This is a genomic window from Sphingomonas sp. 4RDLI-65 (genome assembly GCF_049472435.1).
In the GTDB taxonomy this organism is placed as follows: Bacteria; Pseudomonadota; Alphaproteobacteria; order Sphingomonadales; family Sphingomonadaceae; genus Sphingomonas.
Genome location: NZ_JBCEBT010000001.1, coordinates 336,475 through 356,168, shown reverse-complemented (window position 1 = coordinate 356,168; position 19,694 = coordinate 336,475). Strand labels below are relative to the sequence as shown.

At 65.8% G+C, this 19,694-nt stretch carries 16 protein-coding genes; 6 read left to right on the top strand and 10 right to left on the bottom strand.

What is annotated here, in order from left to right:
* The first annotated feature begins 34 nt into the window (after window positions 1–34).
* On the top strand, window positions 35–781 hold the full coding sequence (gene tpiA / locus VH567_RS01370; RefSeq protein ID WP_423322535.1) for a triose-phosphate isomerase: 747 nt from the start codon (window positions 35–37) through the stop codon (window positions 779–781).
* A gap of 177 nt (window positions 782–958) precedes the next feature.
* On the top strand, window positions 959–1,606 hold the full coding sequence (locus VH567_RS01365; protein WP_423322533.1) for a hypothetical protein: 648 nt from the start codon (window positions 959–961) through the stop codon (window positions 1,604–1,606).
* Between the two features lie 113 nt (window positions 1,607–1,719).
* Here the strand turns inward: VH567_RS01365 and VH567_RS01360 are convergent, their stop codons facing one another.
* Both VH567_RS01360 and VH567_RS01355 read right to left on the bottom strand, forming a co-directional pair.
* A complete protein-coding gene (locus tag VH567_RS01360; protein WP_423322531.1) occupies window positions 1,720–3,105 on the bottom strand; it encodes a leucyl aminopeptidase family protein in 1,386 nt (461 codons plus the stop codon).
* Window positions 3,102–4,493: a serine hydrolase domain-containing protein gene (locus tag VH567_RS01355; RefSeq protein WP_423322529.1), complete on the bottom strand. Its 1,392-nt coding sequence runs from the start codon at window positions 4,491–4,493 to the stop codon at window positions 3,102–3,104. Before VH567_RS01355 ends, VH567_RS01360 begins: the two co-directional genes overlap by 4 nt.
* Window positions 4,494–4,658: 165 nt before the next feature.
* On the opposite strand from VH567_RS01355, the gene VH567_RS01350 reads away from it, so the two are divergent.
* Window positions 4,659–4,805 carry a lmo0937 family membrane protein gene (locus tag VH567_RS01350; RefSeq protein WP_107957518.1) on the top strand — a complete coding sequence of 49 codons (147 nt, stop codon included), beginning with the start codon at window positions 4,659–4,661 and terminating at the stop codon, window positions 4,803–4,805.
* Window positions 4,806–4,898: 93 nt separating this feature from the next.
* Here VH567_RS01350 and rimO read toward each other — a convergent pair whose 3' ends face one another.
* Window positions 4,899–6,251 (bottom strand): 30S ribosomal protein S12 methylthiotransferase RimO, encoded by a 1,353-nt coding sequence (gene rimO / locus VH567_RS01345; RefSeq protein ID WP_423322526.1) that lies wholly within the window; start codon window positions 6,249–6,251, stop codon window positions 4,899–4,901.
* A 94-nt stretch (window positions 6,252–6,345) separates the two neighbouring features.
* Here rimO and VH567_RS01340 point away from each other — a divergent pair, with 94 nt between their 5' ends.
* Complete coding sequence (locus VH567_RS01340; RefSeq protein WP_423322524.1) at window positions 6,346–7,488, top strand: anhydro-N-acetylmuramic acid kinase; 1,143 nt, start codon at window positions 6,346–6,348, stop codon at window positions 7,486–7,488.
* Window positions 7,489–7,731: 243 nt separating this feature from the next.
* On the opposite strand, the gene VH567_RS01335 is transcribed toward VH567_RS01340, so the two are convergent.
* The 7 genes from VH567_RS01335 to VH567_RS01305 form a co-directional block, all read right to left on the bottom strand.
* Window positions 7,732–8,055, bottom strand: a complete 324-nt coding sequence (locus VH567_RS01335; RefSeq protein ID WP_423322522.1) for a hypothetical protein — start codon at window positions 8,053–8,055, stop codon at window positions 7,732–7,734.
* A gap of 88 nt (window positions 8,056–8,143) precedes the next feature.
* Complete coding sequence (locus VH567_RS01330) at window positions 8,144–9,322, bottom strand: vWA domain-containing protein (protein ID WP_423322520.1); 1,179 nt, start codon at window positions 9,320–9,322, stop codon at window positions 8,144–8,146.
* Window positions 9,323–9,334: 12 nt separating this feature from the next.
* Entirely contained in the window at window positions 9,335–11,236 is a 1,902-nt protein-coding gene (locus VH567_RS01325) for a CocE/NonD family hydrolase (RefSeq protein ID WP_423322518.1), read from the bottom strand.
* Between the two features lie 106 nt (window positions 11,237–11,342).
* A complete protein-coding gene (locus VH567_RS01320) occupies window positions 11,343–11,909 on the bottom strand; it encodes a CHAP domain-containing protein (protein ID WP_423322516.1) in 567 nt (188 codons plus the stop codon).
* A gap of 48 nt (window positions 11,910–11,957) precedes the next feature.
* Window positions 11,958–13,391, bottom strand: a complete 1,434-nt coding sequence (locus VH567_RS01315) for a hypothetical protein (RefSeq protein ID WP_423322514.1) — start codon at window positions 13,389–13,391, stop codon at window positions 11,958–11,960.
* Window positions 13,392–13,603: 212 nt separating this feature from the next.
* On the bottom strand, window positions 13,604–14,458 hold the full coding sequence (locus VH567_RS01310; protein WP_423322512.1) for an AAA family ATPase: 855 nt from the start codon (window positions 14,456–14,458) through the stop codon (window positions 13,604–13,606).
* A gap of 67 nt (window positions 14,459–14,525) precedes the next feature.
* Complete coding sequence (locus tag VH567_RS01305) at window positions 14,526–15,242, bottom strand: DUF6975 family protein (protein WP_423322510.1); 717 nt, start codon at window positions 15,240–15,242, stop codon at window positions 14,526–14,528.
* A gap of 215 nt (window positions 15,243–15,457) precedes the next feature.
* On the opposite strand from VH567_RS01305, the gene VH567_RS01300 reads away from it, so the two are divergent.
* The gene (locus VH567_RS01300) at window positions 15,458–17,800 is read left to right on the top strand and encodes a DPP IV N-terminal domain-containing protein (RefSeq protein ID WP_423322508.1); all 2,343 of its coding nucleotides are present in this window, start codon (window positions 15,458–15,460) and stop codon (window positions 17,798–17,800) included.
* A 620-nt stretch (window positions 17,801–18,420) separates the two neighbouring features.
* On the top strand, window positions 18,421–19,446 hold the full coding sequence (locus VH567_RS01295) for an aspartate-semialdehyde dehydrogenase (protein ID WP_423322506.1): 1,026 nt from the start codon (window positions 18,421–18,423) through the stop codon (window positions 19,444–19,446).
* Window positions 19,447–19,694: the final 248 nt, after the last annotated feature.

The following is a 19,694-nucleotide window of genomic DNA, read 5'->3' as shown; positions in this document are numbered from 1 at the left end:
TGGCGCTATCGCTTGGAAAAATATCTGGGAGACGATGATGCGGCGTAAGCTTGTAGCCGGAAACTGGAAGATGAACGGGTCGCGGGCGTTGCTCGTCGAACTCGATGCGATTGCCGCGGCGGCGAGCGCTGCACCGGGCATCGACGTATCGGTGGCGGTGCCGTTCACGCTGATCGCGGCGGCCTCCGAGCGTGTGCCGACCCTCGCGATCGGCGCGGAGGATGTGCACGAGGCGGATTCGGGTGCGCATACCGGCTGCGTCTCGGCGGCGATGGTGAAGGAAGTCGGCGCGTCGTTCACGATCGTCGGCCATTCGGAGCGCCGTTCGGACCAGCACGAGACCAGTCATGACGCATGGGCCAAGGCGTCCGCGGCGCGGCGGCAGGGGCTCCACGTCATCCTGTGCTGTGGCGAGACCGAGGCGGAACGCGATGCCGATCGCGCCGAGCGCGTAGTCCAGGCGCAGATCGAGAAGTCGGTGCCGGACAATGCCGACGGAAGCTGGTTCACGCTCGCCTATGAGCCGCGCTGGGCGATCGGGACGGGCCGCACGCCGACGCTGGAGGAGATCGCGGCGATCCATGCGATCGCCCGCGCGAAGCTGCGGATGCTGATCGGCGACGCCGCGGCGGGGGTACGGATCCTGTACGGCGGGTCGGTGACGGGCGCGAATGCAGCGTCGATCCTTGATACGCCGAACGTCGACGGGGCGCTGGTCGGCGGCGCGAGCCTGACCGCGGCGAAGTTCGTGCCGATCATCGAGGCGGCGGCTTCGCTTTGACGGGGGCGTCGGGGGCTTGCGTCGGAAAGCGTTAAGTCCCGATAAACCCTATCGTCTTAAGATCATTGAGCGATTCGGCGATTTGATCGTTGGTCGGCGTGACGCGGCTTTCGTGCGAGGGTTGATATGGCCAGGTGGTTTCCCGAATGCGTAGGCGCCTCGATCGCGGTCTGCGCGGTGGTGTCTGCGATCCCTGCTCGGGCCGAGACGCCGCGCGAACTGTTGACTCAGGCGGGGTTCGTCGATCGTGATCGCGGCGTCGCGCTGGCTCGGATCGACAAGGCGGCGGCGGTCGCGGGTCAGGCGCTGAGCCGCTCGCCGAACGACCAGGAGGCCGCGATCATGCAGGCGATGGCGAACGGCTATCGTGCGAAACTGCTCGGCAATCGCGGGCAGGCTATCGCCGCGCGGAAGCAATATGAGGCGCTGGTGACGCGCTATCCCCGCAATGCCGAGGCGCAGGCGGCGCTGGGCGCGTGGCATGTCGGGGTGATCGCCAAGCTCGGGCGGTTCGTCGGGCGTGCGGTGGCCGGCGCGCAGAAGGCGACCGGGTTCGAGGCGCTGGACAAGTCGGTGGCGCTAGGTGGCAATCGCGCGATGTTCGCAGGGCTGGCGGGGCTTTTGCGGTTGGAGATCGACCCGAACGATGCACGGGGGCGTGCGCTGGTTGAGACCGCAAGCAAGGCGCCGACGCCGACTGCCATCGACGGATATGTGCGCAAGGCAGCGGTGGCGGTGCTCGTGCCGCTGCGCGCGGGCGATGCGAATGCGACGAAGGCGCTGGCGGATAAATTGCTGCCGTTTGGGCAGTTCGCGACGGGGTAAGGGCTTCGCTTGCACTGTCCCGAGCATTAGCTTGTTCCCCCGCGGAGACGGGGGGGCAGGATCTCATAGGCTGACGTTCGTGACCCTGGACCCCCGCCTCCGCGGGGGAACGGCTAGGCGCCGTACCGCTTCGCCAACATCGCGAAGGCGGCGCGGAGGGCATAGGCTTCGCCACCCTTCGGTCGCCCTGGCTTGGCGGACGGGCGCCACGCGAAGACGTCGAGATGCGCCCACGCCGCGGTCTTCGGCACGAACCGGCGGAGGAACAGCGCGGCGGTGATCGCGCCGGCGAAACCGCCATCGGGGGCGTTGACCATGTCGGCGATATCCGACTTGAGCATCTCGTCGTAACCGTTCCACAGCGGCAGGCGCCACATCTGGTCGTTCTGTTCCAGCCCGGCCGCGAGCAGGTCCGCCGCGAGTGATTCGTTGTCGGTGAACATCGGCGGCAGGTCCGGGCCGAGCGCGACGCGCGCCGCGCCCGTCAGCGTGGCGAAGTCCAGGATCAGTTCGGGATTGCTCTCGCCCGCCTTGGTCAGCGTGTCGCCGAGGATGAGGCGGCCTTCCGCATCGGTGTTAGTGTTCTCGACCGTCAGGCCCTTGCGCGTCGCGAGGACGTCGCCGGGGCGGAAGGCATTGCCGGCGATGGAGTTCTCGACCGCGGGGATCAGCAGGTGCAGGCGGACCGGGAGCTTGGCGGCCATCACGAGGCTCGCCAACGCCAAGGCGTGCGCCGCGCCGCCCATGTCCTTCTTCATCAGCCGCATGCCCGCTGACGGCTTGATGTCGAGCCCGCCGGTGTCGAAGGTCACACCCTTGCCGACCAGCGCGATGCGAGGGTGCGAGGGATCGCCCCATTCGAGTTCGATCAGTCGCGGCGCGCGGTCCTTGCTCGCGGCTTGGCCAACCGCGTGGATCATCGGGTAGCCGATCGCAAGCGCATCCCCGCGCGTGGTCGTGACCGTCGCGCCATGGCGCTTGGCGAGCGTCTCGGTAGCGGCTTCGAGGTCGGCGGGGCCCATGTCGGACGCGCCGGTGTTGACGAGATCGCGGACGAGTGCGGTGGCTTCGGCGAGGCGGACCGTCTCGTCGATATGCGCGGCGTCGGCGGTCAGGAGTATGCGGTGGCCGGTCGCGTCTGGCTTCACGTAGCGGGTGAACTGGTGCTGCGCGAGCATCCAGCCGAGTCCAGCCGCACCGACCGGACCTTCCGCGAGACGGTAGGTGCCCTCTGGCAACGACGCGCCGAGCGAGGCGATCCGCCACGGCGACGTCACCGCCTCGTTGCAGACCAGCAGCATCGACCAGTCGTCCGCGGTCTCGCCAGGCAGCACCGCGCGGTCGCCGGCTTTGCCGGTCAGCCGGTGTGCGGCGACCGTCGTGCGGATGCGCTGCGACTGCCTCGCGAGCCAGCCTTCATACGCATCGGGGTGGACGACGTGGATGGTCCGCGCGGGCTGGCCGCGGTCTGGTTGGAGCATCGAAACGAAATCGGTCATTGTGCAGGCGCCACCAAAAGTTGTTCGTACCGGCCGTTCGCGCCGGGCTCGGCATAGGTGCTGAGCGAGAGCGTGCGGTCGGGATAGGTGATGCGATAGGTGCGGTTGACGAAGCCGCCGCGCAAGCGGGTCGTGTTGGATTGCACGAACGCGGTGGGGTCGCCGAGCGCGCCGAGGCTGGTCTTGTAGTCGGCGAGCGCGACCGGCTTGAAGTAATAGTTCGCGTCTTCGGTCAGGTCTTTGCGGTCGAGCGTGCCGGTGCGGAGCTGGTCGTAGGCGGTGCGGGCTCGGGCGAGCGCGGCGGTGTCCTCGGCGTTTGCGGGCGCGGTGGGTAGGACGATTTTGGCGACGCCCGCGGCGATGCGGCCCGTCGCGTCGCTGAACCAGCTGTTGGTGAGGACGACGATGGCGGCCTTGTCGTCGGGGTAGACGGTGTTTTCGGACAGGAAGCCGACCGCTTCGCCGCTGTGCTCGACATAGCGGCGGCCGTTCGCGCTGCCGGTGAAGACGCCGAGGCCGTAGCCGTTGCTCGATCCGTCGGCGAGTTTGACCGGGGTTTCCTGCGCGGCCCAGTCGTCGGCGGGGAGCGTGGTGCGGTTGAGGCGTGCGACGTCCCATTTGGCGAGGTCTTCGGCGCTCATCGACAGTTCGCCGGCGGCGTAGAGCCAGCCGTCGGCGCTGGGTGTCTCGGGGCGAACCGGGCCTAGGGCGAAGCGGCCATAGCCTTGCGGGAACGCCTTGCCGATCGCCTTGTCCTGATCGAGCGCGCGGATATCTAGCGGCTTGAAGATGCGCTGCTGGAGGAAAGCGAGGAGCGGTTGTTTCGCGACTTTCTCGACGATCATGCCGGCGACGACGTAACCTGTGTTCGAGTATTGCCACTGCGTGCCGGGCTGGAAATCGAGTGGCTTCTTGGCCCAGCGATCGACGATCTGCTGCGGCGTGACGGGCTTGGCCATTGCGGCGAAACTGTAGTCCTGCGGCCAGTAATCCTGGAGGCCGGAGGTGTGGCTGAGCAGCTGGCGGATCGTGATGCGGTCGCCGTCGGTGATGCCGGGGATGTATTTCGCAACGTTGTCGTCGAGGCTGAGCTTGCCTTCGTCCTCGAGCAGCAGGATCGCGGCGGCGGTGAACTGCTTCGAGATCGATGCGATCTGGTAGGGGAGTTTCGGGTCGGCGACGGCGATTGCTTCGGACGGTTTGCCGTAGGCCTTGGCGAACACGATCCGGCCGCCGCGCACCACCGCGATCGAGGCTGAGGGCACGCCGGTATCGCCGAGCGCGCCGGTGACCAGCGTGTCGATCTGCGCGGTTTCGGCGGGGGTGAGCGACTGCGCGATGGCGGGGGCCGGGAGCAGCGTGGCGATGGCGAGAAGGCGGAAAATCATGGTCGTATCGAAGCAGAAGCGGCCCGTGCGCGCAACGCCCACGATTTTAATTTCGCGCCGGTTGAAGGGGTTACGCTAGGGCAGAAATGTTGACGGAACAGGGCGCGTTACACGCACGTTTCATCGTCCGACCGGGAGCCTTTTTACGTCTTAGGGGACACACTCATGCTGTATACCATCGCCATCATCCTGCTGATCCTCTGGCTGGCTGGGTTCGCCTTCCATGTCGCAGGCGGACTGATCCACATCCTGCTGGTGATCGCGGTCATCGTCGTGCTGGTGAAGCTGTTCACCGGGCGCAACGTCGTCTGAACCTCGTTCTCCTGCGGACGCAGGAGTCCGGGTTACGGGCGGTATAGCTCCTTACCCTGGGCTCCCGCTTTCGCGGGAGAACAGTAGGCGGGATCAGGCGGGGACGCCGTAGAGATCGTGGTCGTCTGCGTCTTCGATCATGACGGGCACGATGTCACCTACCGTCAGGTGGCCGGCATCGCGGAGGAAGACTTCGCCGTCGATTTCCGGCGCATCGGCCTTCGAGCGGCCGGTTGCACCTTCTTCATCCACCGCATCGATGATCACGTCGAGTGTGCGGCCGATCTTGGCCTGCAACTTGGCCGCGGAGATCGCCGCGGTCTTTTCCATGATGCGGGCGTAGCGCTCTTCCTTGAGCTCTTCGGGCACGTGATCGGGCAGCGCGTTCGCCGCGGCGCCCTCGACCGGTTCGAATCGGAACGCGCCGACTCGGTCGAGCTGCGCCTCGTCAAGCCAATCCAGCAGATACTGAAAATCCTCCTCGGTCTCGCCGGGGAAGCCGACGACGAAGGTCGAGCGGATCGTGATGTCGGGCGCGATCGTTCGCCAATTGTGGATGCGCTGGAGCACTTTCGCATCATTGCCGGGGCGCTTCATCCGGCGCAGCACCGACGGTGCGGCGTGCTGGAACGGGATGTCGAGATACGGCAGCACGAGGCCCTCCGCCATCAGCGGGATGACGTGGTCGACGTGGGGGTACGGGTAGACGTAGTGGAGGCGGACCCACGGTGCGATCTTGCCGAGTTCGCGCGACAGGTCGGTCATGTGCGCGCGGACCTCGCGAGCGTCGCCGCGGGCCATCGGGCCGCCCGTCTTCACCGGCCAGCTGGCGTGGCGCAGGTCGACGCCGTACGCCGAGGTGTCCTGGCTGATGACCAGCAGTTCCTTGGTACCGGCTTCGACGAGCTTCTCCGCCTCGCGCAGGATCGCGTCGGGGCGGCGGCTGACGAGGTCGCCGCGCAAGCTCGGGATGATGCAGAACGAGCAGCGGTGGTTGCAGCCCTCCGAGATCTTCAGATAGCTGTAGTGGCGCGGGGTCAGCTTCAGGCCGGCGTCGGGGATCAGGTTGAGGAACGCCGACGGCGGCATCGGCGCGGCCTCGTGCACCGCGCCGACGACCTGCTCGTATTCGTGTGCGCCGGTAATCGCGAGCACCTGCGGGAAGCGCGCGCGGATCGCGTCGGCTTCCTTGCCCATGCAGCCGGTGACGATGACGCGGCCGTTCTCGGCGATCGCCTCGCCGATCGCCTCGAGGCTCTCCTCCTTGGCGGAATCGAGAAAGCCGCAGGTATTGACGAGGACGATGTCGGCGCCCGCGTAGTCCGGCGACATCTGGTAGCCGTCGCCGCGAAGCTGGGTGAGGATCCGCTCGCTGTCGACGAGGTTCTTCGGACAGCCGAGCGAGACCATGCCGATCTTCGGCGGGGAGGGGAGTGTTGTTGCCATGAAGCCCGCGCACATAGGCGCAAAGTTCGGTTTTTTCTAGGCGGGGGAAATTGCATCCTGCATGGGAGGGCGGATTGCGCGGGAAGGAACCGATATGCTGGCGATTGGACTGATGTCGGGGACGTCGCTCGACGGGATCGATGCCGCGTTGATCGAGACCGACGGCGAGGCGTTCGTGCGGCCGATCGCGTTTCGGGGCGAGCCCTATTCGGATGCCGCTCGGGCGCAGTTGGCGGAGGCGACGCGGATGGCGCTGACGTTCGACAAGCCGCGCGCCAGTCCGCCGGTGGTCGCGGCGGGCGAGTTGATCACGCGCGCGCATGTGTTTGCGGTGCACAAGTTGCTGGCGGATTCGGGGGTTGCGGCGGCGGATGTCGATGTGATCGGCTTTCACGGGCAGACGATCGCGCATCGGCCGGATCGGCGCTGGACGTGGCAGATCGGCGATGGGGCTGCGGTCGCGCGGGCGACCGGGATCACGACGGTGTCGGATTTTCGGTCGGCGGATGTGGCGGCTGGTGGGCAGGGTGCGCCGCTGTTGCCAGTGTATCATGCGGCGTTGGCGGCTGGGCTAGAGGGGCCGGTCGCAGTGCTGAACCTTGGCGGGGTGGGGAACATCACCTTCATTCCCGGTGGGCTCGACATGCACGACTCGCGGGAGATGTCGCCGGAGCGGGCGCAGATGATGGACCCCGACGGGCTGGTGGCGTTCGATACCGGGCCGGCGAATGGGTTGATCGATAGCTGGGTCGAGGCGGAGACGGGCGCTCGGTATGATGCCGGGGGGGCGTTGGCGGCGTCTGGTCGCGTGGACGAGACGGTGTTGACGGCGATGCTCGACCATCCGTTTTTCGATGCGCCGCCGCCGAAGTCTTTGGATCGGAATGACTTTACGATCCAGCCGGCGCGGGGGTTGTCGGCGGCGGATGGGGCGGCGACTTTGACCGCGTTTACCGCGGCGACGGTGGCGGAGGCTTTGCGGCATTTGCCGGCTCGGCCGGTTCGGTTGCTGGTTGCAGGGGGTGGTCGGCATAATCCGACGATGCTGGCGATGATTGCCGAGCGGACCGGGTTGTTGGTGGAGCCTACCGATGTGCTCAAGTGGAACGGCGATGCGCTGGAGGCTGAGGGGTTCGCGTATATGGCAGTTCGGACGTTGAAGGGGCTGGCGATTAGTTTTCCGGGGACGACTGGGGTTCCGGTGGCGATGGCTGGTGGGGTTGTGGATCGGGTTTGAGCGCCCCTTGCTTGATAGGCCGTAAGCTTGTTCTCCCGCGAAGGCGGGAGTCCAGTCTGGGCTCCCGCCTTCGCGGGAGAACAAGGACGTTAGGTCCCTGTCGCCTGTGAACTCCCCACCCCGGCGGAGGCCGGGGCCCAATTGGAAAGGTTGCAGTAACGAAGCGCGCGCTCAGTTAGCGGCGTCCCCCAATTGGGCCCCGGCCTTCGCCGGGGTGCTGCACCATAAGGGTGCACTGGGATATCAGTGCGGCTTCTTTGCCTTGGCCGGCTTCTTGGGCTCTGGCCTCTTCGGTGGCGCCTTCTTCTCTGCTGCGTCCTTCGCGCGCAACGCGGGCGCTGCAATCGCTGCTGCGATCCCCGCGATCACCGTCGCGCCAACCGCGATCGCGGTCTTCGGGTGGGACTTCACCGCATCGGTCGCCGTTGCGAGGCCAGCCTTTGCCGCGTCGGTTGCGTCCTCGACCCAATCGCTGGTCGCTGCGGTCTTCTTCTCGGGCTTCGGCTTGTGGTCGTCGTCGTGATGGACCTTGGCGTGCGGCATGGCGGAGTTGGGGATCGACGACATCGGGAGTTCCTTCGGTAAGGGATGATGCCCGATAAACCGATCGCCTCCGTGACGGTTCCGTTACGGTCAGTCGCTTACCCCACCAAACTCACCGTTTGCGGGTCAGCTCGCGCATCGCGTCGTCGAGCCCGGCGAGGCTCAGCGGGTACATCCGGTCGGTCATCAGCTCGCGGATAATCCGCACCGACTGCGAATACCCCCATTGCGCCTCGGGCACCGGGTTCAGCCACGCCGCCGCCGGATAGGTGTTGGTCAACCGCTGCATCCACACTGCGCCCGGCTCCTCGTTGAAATGCTCGACCGAGCCGCCGGGATGCGTGATCTCGTACGGGCTCATCGACGCGTCGCCGACGAAGATCAGCTTGTAGTCATGGCCGTATTTGTGGAGCAGATCCCACATCGGCGTGCGCTCCGCGAAGCGCCGCGTGTTGTCCTTCCACACGCCTTCGTACGGGCAATTGTGGAAGTAGAAGAATTCGAGGTTTTTGAATTCGGTGGTCGCGGCGGAGAACAGCTCCTCGCAGAGCTTCACGAACGGGTCCATCGACCCGCCGACGTCGAGGAACAGCAGCAGCTTCACCGCGTTGCGGCGCTCGGCGCGCATGACGATGTCGAGATAGCCCTGCCGCGCGGTGCCGGCGATCGTGCCGTCGATGTCGAGCTCGTCGGCGGCGCCGTCGCGGGCGAAGCGGCGCAGGCGGCGCAGCGCCACCTTGATGTTGCGGGTGCCGAGTTCACGCGTGTTGTCGAGGTTGCGGAACTCGCGCTGGTCCCAGACTTTCAGCGCGCGCTTGTGCGTGCTTTCGCCGCCGATGCGGACGCCTTCGGGGTTGTAGCCGCCGTTGCCGTAAGGCGACGTGCCGCCGGTGCCGACCCATTTGTTGCCGCCTTGGTGGCGCTCCTTCTGCTCGTCCAGGCGCTTCTTGAGCGTCTCCATGATCTTGTCCCACGAGCCGAGCGACTTGATCGCCGCCATTTCCTCGGGGGTCAGAAATTTCTCGGCGACCGCCTTCAGCCAGTCCTCAGGGACTTCGCCGGCGGGGGTGCCGTAGCTGGTGGCGAGCCCGCGGAAGACCTTGGCGAAGACCTGGTCGAACTTGTCGAGCAGCCCCTCGTCCTTCACGTACACTGCGCGGGAGAGGTAGTAGAAATCCTCGGGCGTCCGCTCGATCACCTCGGCGTCGAGGGCTTCGAGCAGGATGAGGTGTTCCTTGAGGCTGGCGGGAATGCCGGCGCTGCGGAGTTCGTCGAGGAAGTTCAGGAACACAGGCTCACGTCCTCACTTGGCCGCCGCGATCGGCAGTTCGATCGCGCTGGGCTGCGCGGCCGAGTGGAACACGCTGATCGTCGCCTTGCGGTAGTCGGCGGGTTTGGCGTCGAAGATGTTGGGGACGTAGGTCTGCGGGTTGCGGTCGTAGAGCGGGAACCAGCTCGACTGGACCTGCACCATGATGCGGTGGCCGGGGAGGAAGACGTGGTTGGCGTTGGGCAGGACCACGCGGAAGTGCGTCGGCTGGCCCGCGACGATCGGGGTCGGCTTGTCGAAGCCGTCGCGGTAGCGGCCGCGGAGGATATCCATCGAGACGGCGAGCTGGTAGCCGCCCATCTCGGGCTTGTCGGAATATTCGGCGGGATAGACGTCGATCAGCTTCACCACGAAGTCGCCGTCGGTGCCGGTGGTGCTGGCGATCAGGTCGGCGACGGGCGCGCCGGCGATCGCGACTGCACTGGTCAGCGGCGGCGTCTGGTAGGTGAGGACGTCGGTGCGGTCGGAGAACGGGCGCTGGTCGTCGACCAGCCATTGCCGCCATGTCGAGCCGGTCGCGTAGGTCGGGCGGATCGGGCGGAGGCGGTAGGGGATCGGCTTGGCGGGGTCGGAGACATAGTCGTCATGGCCGTCCTGCGCGGGCGCGGTCGGGGCGAGGCCGCTGGTGGGCTGGAAGTAGAGCTTCTGCGTGGCGGTCGAGCTCGGCCAGCCGGCTAGCGTCTGCCACTGGTTCGTGCCGGTCTGGAACGCGGTGACGGGGGCGAGCGCGGGCGGTGTCGCGCCGGTCTTCAGCGCGCCGTCGAGGAACGGGAGCAGGACGTTCTTGCGGAACCAGAGCGCGGTGTCGGCATCGAAGCGGATCGCGCCGAGCGTCGAGCCATCGCCGTTCGCGCCGCCATGCGCCCAGGGGCCGAGTGCTAGGTGGTTGACGTGATCGGGGTCGACTTTCGATACGGCTTCATACGCCGCGACCGCGCCGTAGATGTCTTCCTGGTCCCATTGGCTGGCGACCCAGAGCGTCTGCACGGTCTGCGGTTGCTTGGGCAGGATCGTCTCGAGCGCCTGGCCCTGCCAGAACGCGTTGTAGGTCGGGTGATCGTGGAGGCGGTTGACGAACGGGAGCTGTTCGAGCCCGCGGCTTTTGACGAACGCGCTGGCGGATCCGGCGCGGAGGAACGTGTCGTAATCGTCGTAGGCGTCGCGCCACAGGTCGCCCGCTTCGCCCTTGGCCGCGTCCTGCGTGTAGTAATAGTCGTAGCCGATCTGGCGGAACGCGCCGCCGTGGAAGTCGTCGTCGCCCTTCCAGGTGTTGATGACCGGGTTCATCGGCACCGCGGCCTTCAGCGCAGGGTGCGGGTTCACCAGTGCCATCGCCGCCATCATGCCGTCGTAACTGCCACCGATGATGCCGACGCGGCCGTTCGAGTTCTTGAGGTTCTTCACCAGCCAGTCGATCGTGTCGTAGGCGTCGGTCGAGTGATCGACCTTCGTTTTGTTGAGCGGGCCGATCAGCGGGCGTTCGTTGATATACGCGCCGTTCGAGCCGTTCTTGCCGCGGACGTCCTCGAACACGCGGATATAGCCTGCGTCGAAGAACATCGCGTCGGACGCGCGCAGGTTCATCGCGCCGCTGGGGCTGGAGGACCGGCTGGCGGCGCTCTCGGCGTTGTAGGGGGTGCGCTGGAGCAGGATCGGGGCGTCGGTGAGCCCCTTGCGCTGGACGATGACCGCGTGGAGCGTAACGCCGTCGCGCATCGGGATGTCGACCTCGCGGCGGTCGAAATCGAAGCTTGGGTTGGCGGGGACGAACTTGGCGGGAATGTCGCCGCCGGGGGGCGGGGCCTTTTCCTTCTGCGCAAGCGCGGACGTTGTGAGCAAGGCCAGCGTGATCGTCGTCAAGGTCTTGAGCCGCATCGTCATCCTCACCGTGTTTGCCGGTGATGGTGGCACGGTTTGGAGGGTCGCGGCAATCCATTCGCGCCGTCATCCCGACGAAAGAGGCCCGGCGCCGGACGCGGAATCAGCGGGCTATGGGTTCGCCGCTTACCGGAACGTACGCGTCGATCAGCGCACCGACATAATCGGGATTCCGGCTCGTCAGTTCGGCGGCGGCGTGCGCGTGGCCGTAGATGAAGCCGTACACCGGATACACCCCGCCGCCGAGGCCGTCGACGTCCTTGTACCAGACCTTGACGTCGCTCCAGTCGTTGTTGCGCGAGACGTCGAACAGCGTGACGTCCTGTTCCGCATGCCCGCGTTCGCCGTTCTGGCGCGACCAGTTGGCGTGGGTGAGCATGACCACGCGCTTCTCGACGACGCGGCTGACGACCGCGACATGGCCCATCGGCAGGCGCTTGGTCTTCTCGAACACGATCACCGCGCCTTCCTTGGGCTTGTGCGTGCGCTCGTATTTGCCGTCAGCCTGCTCCCACCAAGTCCAGGCGTTGCCGTAGATCTGGATGCCCGACGCGGCGCGCGCGAAGGGCACGCACTGGCCGACATAATCGAGCAGCGAACTGGCGCTGGCGTTGGCAGCCGCGGTGGCGGCAAGGGCAAGGCTGAGGAGCGTTCGGGGGATTCGCTTCATGCCTCGACGGTAGCGGGCCGTCGGTGACCGGCTGGTTGCCGGCTTTGGTTAACGCACAGTTCCGCCGCGTTTTTCGGGCAGGTCGGCGCGTGTGTAGAGCGCCCAGTCCAATCCGGACAAAGCGAGATGACGGCCGCTCCGCACGATCAAATAGCGGGCGCCGCAGCGTGTGAGCGTGGCCGCGGGCGGCAATGGCCCATCGAGATCTACGAAGGTGTACGCCGCCGCGGGGCAATCCTGGTGGATCGCCAGCGGGTATCCAGTGCCGCGTGCCGCGACGTCGAGCACCGGGATCGGCCGGATCGTATCGACCAGGACGCTGGTGCCGCTTGGCGCACGGGCGTGCATCGCCGCGATCGCAAGCCCCGGATCGCCGCGGGCCGCGCCCGCCAACGCGCCGTCGCGCCGGATGCACGCCACGATCACCAGCAGCGTGAGGGCGATCGCGATCGCCTTGCGCCGGCCGCCGTGCTGGATCGCTGCGCCGGCGGAGTCCGCCAGCAACAGGAGCAGGCCGACGACCGCGACCAGATAATAGCGTGCAAAGCCTGCATTGCCGATCCGCCAGAGCGCGATGCCGAGTACCAGCGGGAAGGCGATCGTCGCGAACAGGTACAGCGGCCGGCGATCGGGGTGCGCGCGGAGAAGCAGCGCGGCTATCGCGATCAGCGCCAGCCCGATCGTTGGCCATGCGTCCGGCAACGCAACGCCGACGGTATAGGCGATCGTCTCCGCCAGCACGTCCGCGAACGCCGAGAGCGTGAAGCTCGGATAACCGCCAGCCTGGAAGCCGGTCGTGCTGGCAGAGGCGGCGGCCACGACGAACGCGACGACGAATGCCAAGACGGCAAACGACGGGCCGAGCGCGCGCAATGTCGCGGCGACGGCGGCATCGATCGACCCGCGGCGACTGCGTGCGGTAACGATCCAGCCTGTAAAGGCGGCGAGCGCGAAGATGTAGGTGAGTTGCGCGAGCAAGCCTGCGAATGTCAGCACGGCAAGCGTCCACGCTGGCGGCGGCGCGTCGTCATGGTCCAGCCATCGATCGACCACGAGGATGGACAGGAGCAGGGCCAGGAGCATCGGGCCATAGCCGCGCGCTTCCGCTCCGTAGGCGACGAGGATCGGCGAGATCGCGAACAGGAGCGCGGCGATCAACCCGGTGCACGGCGTCCGCCGCCAGCCGATCGCACCGGCGACCGCGATCGAGAGCGTGCCGGTGGCGATCGAGAGCGCGCGGATCAGCAGTGGCGGCGCATAGGGGCCGACCAGCAGGATCCACAGACTGTTCAGATAATGGTTATTGTCGTGATTGACCCGCCAGACGATACCCCAGGGAGAGCCCGCCTGCGCGACGAACTGCGCGGACCAGGCTTCGTCGACCCATAGGCCGCCGTGTGCGTTCCACAGGCGGAGCGAGAGGCCGAGGAGGAGTATTGCCGCGAGCGCTGCTGCTTGCCGCGGTTGGGTCGAGGTCAGCATAAGGCAATCGCTGGCTGACACTCGACGGCGTCGGAGCCTAATGATCCTCCCCCGCAAGGGGGAGGTGGCAGGCGTAGCCTGACGGAGGGGGCGGTAAGGGATAACATCGGTTCCGTGTCCTCCCCCTCCGTCGCCTTTGGCGCCACCTCCCCCTTGCGGGGGAGGATCGCAATAACCCCGAAGTCTATACAGCGAGCGGGTTAAGGGCGTCCTTACCCCTGGTTCTTCTGCCGTTTCGCCATGAACGCGAGGCGTTCGAACAACATGACGTCCTGTTCGTTCTTCAGCAGCGCGCCGTGGAGCGGCGGGATCGCCTTGGTCGGGTCGCGGTTCTGGAGGATGTCGAGCGGCATGTCCTCGTGGAGAAGGAGCTTCAGCCAGTCGAGTAGCTCGCTGGTCGAGGGCTTCTTCTTCAGGCCGGGTACGTCGCGGACGTCGTAGAACAGGTCCATCGCCTTGCTGACGAGGATCTTCTGGATGCTGGGGAAGTGGACATCGACGATCGCCTGCATCGTGCCGCGGTCGGGAAACTTGATGTAGTGGAAGAAACAGCGGCGGAGGAACGCGTCGGGCAGTTCCTTTTCGTTGTTGCTGGTAATGATGACGATCGGGCGCTCGACCGCGCGCACCGTTTCCTTGGTCTCGTAGACGTGGAATTCCATCCGATCGAGTTCCTGCAACAGGTCGTTGGGGAACTCGATATCGGCCTTGTCGATTTCGTCGATCAGCAGGACCGGCGGGGCGGGCTGCGTGAACGCCTCCCACAATTTGCCCTTGCGAATATAGTTGCCGATGTCGTGGACGCGCGCGTCGCCGAGCTGGCCGTCGCGGAGGCGGGCGACCGCGTCATATTCGTACAGGCCCTGCTGCGCCTTGGTGGTCGACTTGATGTTCCATTCGATCAGCGGCGCGCCGAGCGCCTTGGCGATCTCGTAGGCCAGCACGGTCTTGCCGGTGCCGGGTTCGCCCTTGATCAGCAGCGGGCGACGCAGCGTCACGGCGGCGTTAACCGCGACTTTCAAATCGTCGGTCGCGACGTAGCTTTGGGTGCCTTCGAAGCGCTTCATGCGATGTCCCGTCCGGTTCTGAATACCGGGTATGGATAGAGGGTTTCCGCAGCCCCGTGCAAGCCGGTTACAGGTCCCCGCGGGCGCTCGCACGGGCTTCGAGCAGCGACCACAGGCCGCGGTGCTGCGCAAACAGTTGCTGCGCGCCGAACAGGATCGCGCGCTGCACACCGGGCGAACTGCCGAGCGCGGCGATCATCGCGGCGGTATCGGACTCCGACGGAAAGGTCGCTTCGGGTACCGCGAGGCCGAACCGCTCGGCGGCGATATCGAGCATGACGCGGATCGCACCCCAATCGAGCAACAGCGCCGCCACCGCGCCGGTTGCACAGCCGCGCCGCTCCGATCGAGCGAGCATTTCGAGCGCGTGCCGCTCCCCGACCAGTGCCGATACGGTTTCCGCCTGTCCCGGCGTCGAGGGCAGCGGGCCGACCGCGGCGGTCAGTTGCGCGAGATAGGTGCGCTCGTCGACGAATCCGGCGGCGGCGGCGGTGAGCCAGTCGCGCGCCTCGGGTTGGACCGGATTTGCCAGGACGTCGGCGATCATGCCGGGGTGATCGCCGTGCACCGAGCACAGCGCGTGGACCGCGTCGGACAGGTTGCGGGGCGCCTGGCCGCCGGCGATCAGGCGGCGATAATGCGGGTGCGCGACGCTGCTATCGGCCGCGGTCAGCCGGACGAGCGCCTGCCATGCGCTGCGCTCGCCTGCGGGCTCGTTGCCCTGCGGTACCGTGGTCGAGACCATCATACTCCGGTCGTGCTGCGCCGTGGAACGATCGTCCACGGCAGGGTTCTCGTCGGTCCGTTTAAACGAAGCGCGTAAAGACGCGGTTTACGCGGTGGTCATTATCTCATGCTCATCGGTCGGCAATCGGAATGGTCGAGATCGTCGTTGCGATGCGCCCTTTACGCCGCCTCATGCCGTCGCGATAACGCGCCACCGAACATCTTCGGGCCGCCGGGCGGTATCCGGCGGGATGATCCCACGGAGTCTACAGGATGCGAACATGGTTGCTCGGGCTTGCGCTTGCTTCGGTCGGAACCGCCGCGATGGCTGCTGATCAGGCGGCTCCGGCGGTAGCGCCGCCCGCGCCCGCGCCGGTAAGGCCAGCCGAGGCCGCCCGACCCGGCGACCTGACGATGGCCCGCGTCTTCGGCAATCCGGACCTGTCGGGATCGCAGCCTCGTGCTGTGCGTCTTTCGCCCGACGGCACGTTGCTGACCTCGCTGCGCAACCGCGACGACGAGAAGGAGCGCTTCGATCTATGGGCGGTCGATACCGCAACCGGGCAGGCACGCATGCTGGTCGATTCGAAGACCGTCGGCAGCGGCGCCGAACTGACCGAAGCCGAGAAGATGCAGCGCGAGCGCGCGCGGATCGGGGGTCAGAAGGGCATCGTCGCCTATGACTGGGCGCCCGACGGCAAGTCGATCCTCGTGCCGCTCGACGGCGACCTGTATCTCGCAGGACTCGACGGCAAGGTAACGCGGCTGACCAACACGCCCGGCGGCGAACTGAATCCTGTAGTCAGCCCCAAGGGCGGCTTCGTCTCGTTCGTCCGCGACCAGAACGTCTTCGTCCAGCCGCTGAGCGGCGGCACCGCGCGGGCGGTCACCACAGGAGGGGGCGGCACGGTTCATTTCGGCGAGGCGGAATTCGTCGCGCAGGAGGAAATGGATCGCCGCACCGGATACTGGTGGTCGCCCGACGAACAATATGTCGCGGTCGAGCGGTTCGACGAGGCGCCGGTGCACACCGCGACGCGCGCATCGATCGGCGCGACCGGGACCAAGGTGTACGAGCAGCGTTATCCCGCCGCCGGCACGCCCAACGTGCTCGTCGATCTGTATATCATGAAAGCGGATGGCTCGGGGCAGGTGAAGGTCGATCTCGGCGTCAACCCCGACATCTATCTTGCGCGGGTAGACTGGACGCCGGATGGCCGGATGCTGCTGGTCCAGCGCCAGAGCCGCGACCAGAAGCTGCTGGAAATGCTGCGCGTCGATCCGGCGACGGGCAAGTCGACCGTGCTGTTCACCGAGAAATCGGGCGTGAAGAGCTGGCTCAACCTGTCCGATGCGTATCACGTGCTCAAGGACGGCAGCTTGATCTGGCGGTCGGAGCGGAGCGGCTACGGGCATCTCTACCGGTTCGCGTCGGGCAAGTGGACGCAGCTCACCAAAGGCGATTGGGTCGTCACCGATCTGGTCGGTGTGGACGAGACGAAGGGCCGCTTGTTCTTCCTCGGCAACAAGGACGACGTGCTCGAGCAGCAGCTCTATTCGGTCGACGTCGCCAAGCCGAATGCGATCACCAAACTGACCGAAGCCGGCTGGTGGAATAGCGCGACGATGGATGCCGCCGCGAGCCGCTTCATCATCTCGCGCTCGAACCCCAAGCAGCCGACCCAGGTCTATCTGGCGGACGCGACCGGCAAGCGGATCTCGTGGATCAACGAGAATGCGGTGGTCGAAGGGCACCCGTACTATCCGTATTTGTCGAGCCACCAGGAGACCAAGTTCGGCACGCTGAAGGCCAAGAACGGCATGACTCTCTATTACGAGATGATCACGCCGCCATTGGAGCCGGGCAAGAAATATCCGGTGTTCTTCGAACATTACGGCGGCCCCGGCACCGGCCAGCAAGTCACGCGCGGCTGGCAGGGCGGTTTGCCGCAATATCTGGTCGATCGCGGCTGGATCTATTTCAAGATCGACAACCGCGGCTCGTATAATCGCGGTAAGGCGTTCGAGGACCAGATCTATCACGCGATGGGCACGGTCGAGGTCGAGGACCAGCTGTCGGGCGCGAACTATCTAAAGTCGCTGCCGTTCGTGGAGCCGAGCAAGATCGCGACTTATGGCTGGTCGTATGGCGGCTATATGTCGCTGAAGATGCTGGAGAAGACGCCGGGCGTGTACGCCGCCGCCGTGTCCGGCGCGCCCGTCACCGACTGGCAATTGTACGACACGCATTATACCGAGCGGTATCTGGGCGATCCGGCGAAGGACCCGGTGAGCTATGCGACGTCGGCGGCGGTCGAGGAGGCGAACAAGATCGTCGATCCGTTGCTGCTGATCCACGGCATGGCGGACGACAATGTGTTCCTCGACAATTCGACCAAGGTTGCCGCACGGATGCAGGCGACCGCGACGCCGTTCGAGATGATGTTCTATCCTGGGTACACGCACCGGGTGTCCGGGCCGGGGATCAGCGAGCATGTCTGGGGGACGATCCTGAACTTCCTCGACCGGACGGTGAAGGACAAGCCGGTGGCCGAAACTGCGCCTGCTGCGGCGCCTGCTGCGGCGCCTGCTGCGGCGCCAGCTTCGGCGAAGTAAACGCCGGTGCGGTTCGTCGAGACGGTCGGTATCCGACCGTCTCGCGACATGCTCGCGAACTGCGGCTGAAAACGCCCACAAGCGGACATCGATTGAATCGGTCACTTTGGCAGCAGACTCTGGGACGAGGTTATCAAGCATGAGCTATCAAACAAACCGTCGAAGCCGGACGCGAGCGATCACTGTGTATGCGGCCCTCCTTTTTATAGGAGCGTCGCTAGGCTTTCTCGTCAGGTTTGGCGTGATTACCGATCATATCCTCTGGTAAAAGCCTCCGACGACTGCTCGAATGTCCGCATTCCTCTCCAGACTGGACATCAACTCCACCAAGCATCTCAAGAATCTACTCGCGATGTGAGCAGAGCGTCGAGCGCTACGGGCACCACCCCGGCGTCTGCCGCGGTGGTGCTACTCTAGGGGTTGTGGAGAGAGATAGGCTTGTTCCCCCGCGAAGGCGGGGGTCCAAACTGGACTCCCGCATTTGCGGGAGAACATGGAGGGAAGGGCGGCCATCACCAAAAGCTCCCCAAACTCCCTCTATCCGCGCAACAAGTCGAAAGCCGTTGGACCTTGCCACGCAACGTCGGTACTGCGCGCCCAAGTCCAATCGGAGTTAAGACATGGGTTATCGGGTGGTGGTCGCGGGCGCGACCGGCAATGTCGGGCGCGAGATGCTCAATATCCTGGCGGAGCGCGAGTTTCCCGCCGACGAGATCGCCTGCGTCGCGTCGTCGCGCAGCCAGGGGTTGATGGTCGATTACGGCGACACCGGCAAGCAGATCAAATGCCAGAACATCGAGCATTTCGACTGGAACGGCTGGGACATGGCGCTGTTCGCGATCGGCTCGGAGGGCACTGCCGTCTACGCACCGATCGCCGCCGCCGCCGGCTGCGTCGTGATCGACAATTCGTCGCTCTACCGCATGGACCCCGACGTGCCGCTGATCGTGCCCGAGGTGAATCCCGAGGCGATCGACGGCTACAAGGTCCGCAACATCATCGCCAACCCGAACTGCTCGACCGCGCAGATGGTCGTGGCGCTGAAGCCGCTGCACGACGTCGCGGTGATTAAGCGCGTGGTCGTCTCGACCTACCAGTCGGTATCCGGCGCGGGCAAGGCGGGGATGGACGAGCTGTTCGAGCAGAGCCGCAACATCTTCGTCGGCGATCCGGCCGAACCCAAGAAGTTCACCAAGCAGATCGCGTTCAACGTGATCCCGCACATCGACAGCTTCCTCGACGACGGCTCGACCAAGGAAGAGTGGAAGATGGTCGTCGAGACCAAGAAGATCCTCGACAAGAGGATCAAGGTCACCGCGACGTGCGTGCGCGTGCCGGTGTTCGTCGGCCATTCGGAAGCGATCAACATCGAGTTCGAGAACGAGATCTCGGCCGAGGAAGCGCAGAACATCCTCCGCGAGGCGCCCGGCATCATGCTGGTCGATAAGCGCGAGGACGGCGGCTACATCACGCCGATCGAGTGCGTCGGCGACTTCGCGACCTATATCAGCCGCGTGCGCGAGGATCCGACCGTCGAGAACGGCCTGAACCTGTGGTGCGTCAGCGACAACCTGCGCAAGGGCGCCGCGCTGAACGCGGTGCAGATCGCCGAACTGCTCGGCCGCCGGCATCTGCAAAAGGCCTGATCTGGGCGGGGCGTTCGCCCCGAACCAGTGCTGCAATACCAAAACCGCGTCGTCACTTTGCCGTGACGACGCGGTTTTTTCATGATTCGCGATCCGGCCGAGGTCGAGAGACGATCGCGCACGATAGACCCGGTTTGCGCCGACCGATCCGCCGCAATATTGATATATGTCAGAATGAGTTTGTCTATTAACGATCAATCGCGGCCGCCGGTCGGTGGCCTCAAGCACTATATTGCAATTTACAACAA

Coding starts and splice junctions, on each gene's coding strand:
- tpiA (WP_423322535.1), top strand. CDS start 35: ATGATGCGGCGTAAGCTTGTAGCCGGAAACTGGAAGATGAACGGGTCG.
- VH567_RS01320 (WP_423322516.1), bottom strand. CDS start 11,909: ATGAAGCGAATCCCCCGAACGCTCCTCAGCCTTGCCCTTGCCGCCACC.
- rimO (WP_423322526.1), bottom strand. CDS start 6,251: ATGGCAACAACACTCCCCTCCCCGCCGAAGATCGGCATGGTCTCGCTC.
- VH567_RS01315 (WP_423322514.1), bottom strand. CDS start 13,391: ATGCTGACCTCGACCCAACCGCGGCAAGCAGCAGCGCTCGCGGCAATA.
- VH567_RS01355 (WP_423322529.1), bottom strand. CDS start 4,493: ATGATTTTCCGCCTTCTCGCCATCGCCACGCTGCTCCCGGCCCCCGCC.
- VH567_RS01300 (WP_423322508.1), top strand. CDS start 15,458: ATGCGAACATGGTTGCTCGGGCTTGCGCTTGCTTCGGTCGGAACCGCC.
- VH567_RS01335 (WP_423322522.1), bottom strand. CDS start 8,055: ATGTCGTCGATCCCCAACTCCGCCATGCCGCACGCCAAGGTCCATCAC.
- VH567_RS01360 (WP_423322531.1), bottom strand. CDS start 3,105: ATGACCGATTTCGTTTCGATGCTCCAACCAGACCGCGGCCAGCCCGCG.
- VH567_RS01340 (WP_423322524.1), top strand. CDS start 6,346: ATGCTGGCGATTGGACTGATGTCGGGGACGTCGCTCGACGGGATCGAT.
- VH567_RS01295 (WP_423322506.1), top strand. CDS start 18,421: ATGGGTTATCGGGTGGTGGTCGCGGGCGCGACCGGCAATGTCGGGCGC.
- VH567_RS01325 (WP_423322518.1), bottom strand. CDS start 11,236: ATGCGGCTCAAGACCTTGACGACGATCACGCTGGCCTTGCTCACAACG.
- VH567_RS01350 (WP_107957518.1), top strand. CDS start 4,659: ATGCTGTATACCATCGCCATCATCCTGCTGATCCTCTGGCTGGCTGGG.
- VH567_RS01310 (WP_423322512.1), bottom strand. CDS start 14,458: ATGAAGCGCTTCGAAGGCACCCAAAGCTACGTCGCGACCGACGATTTG.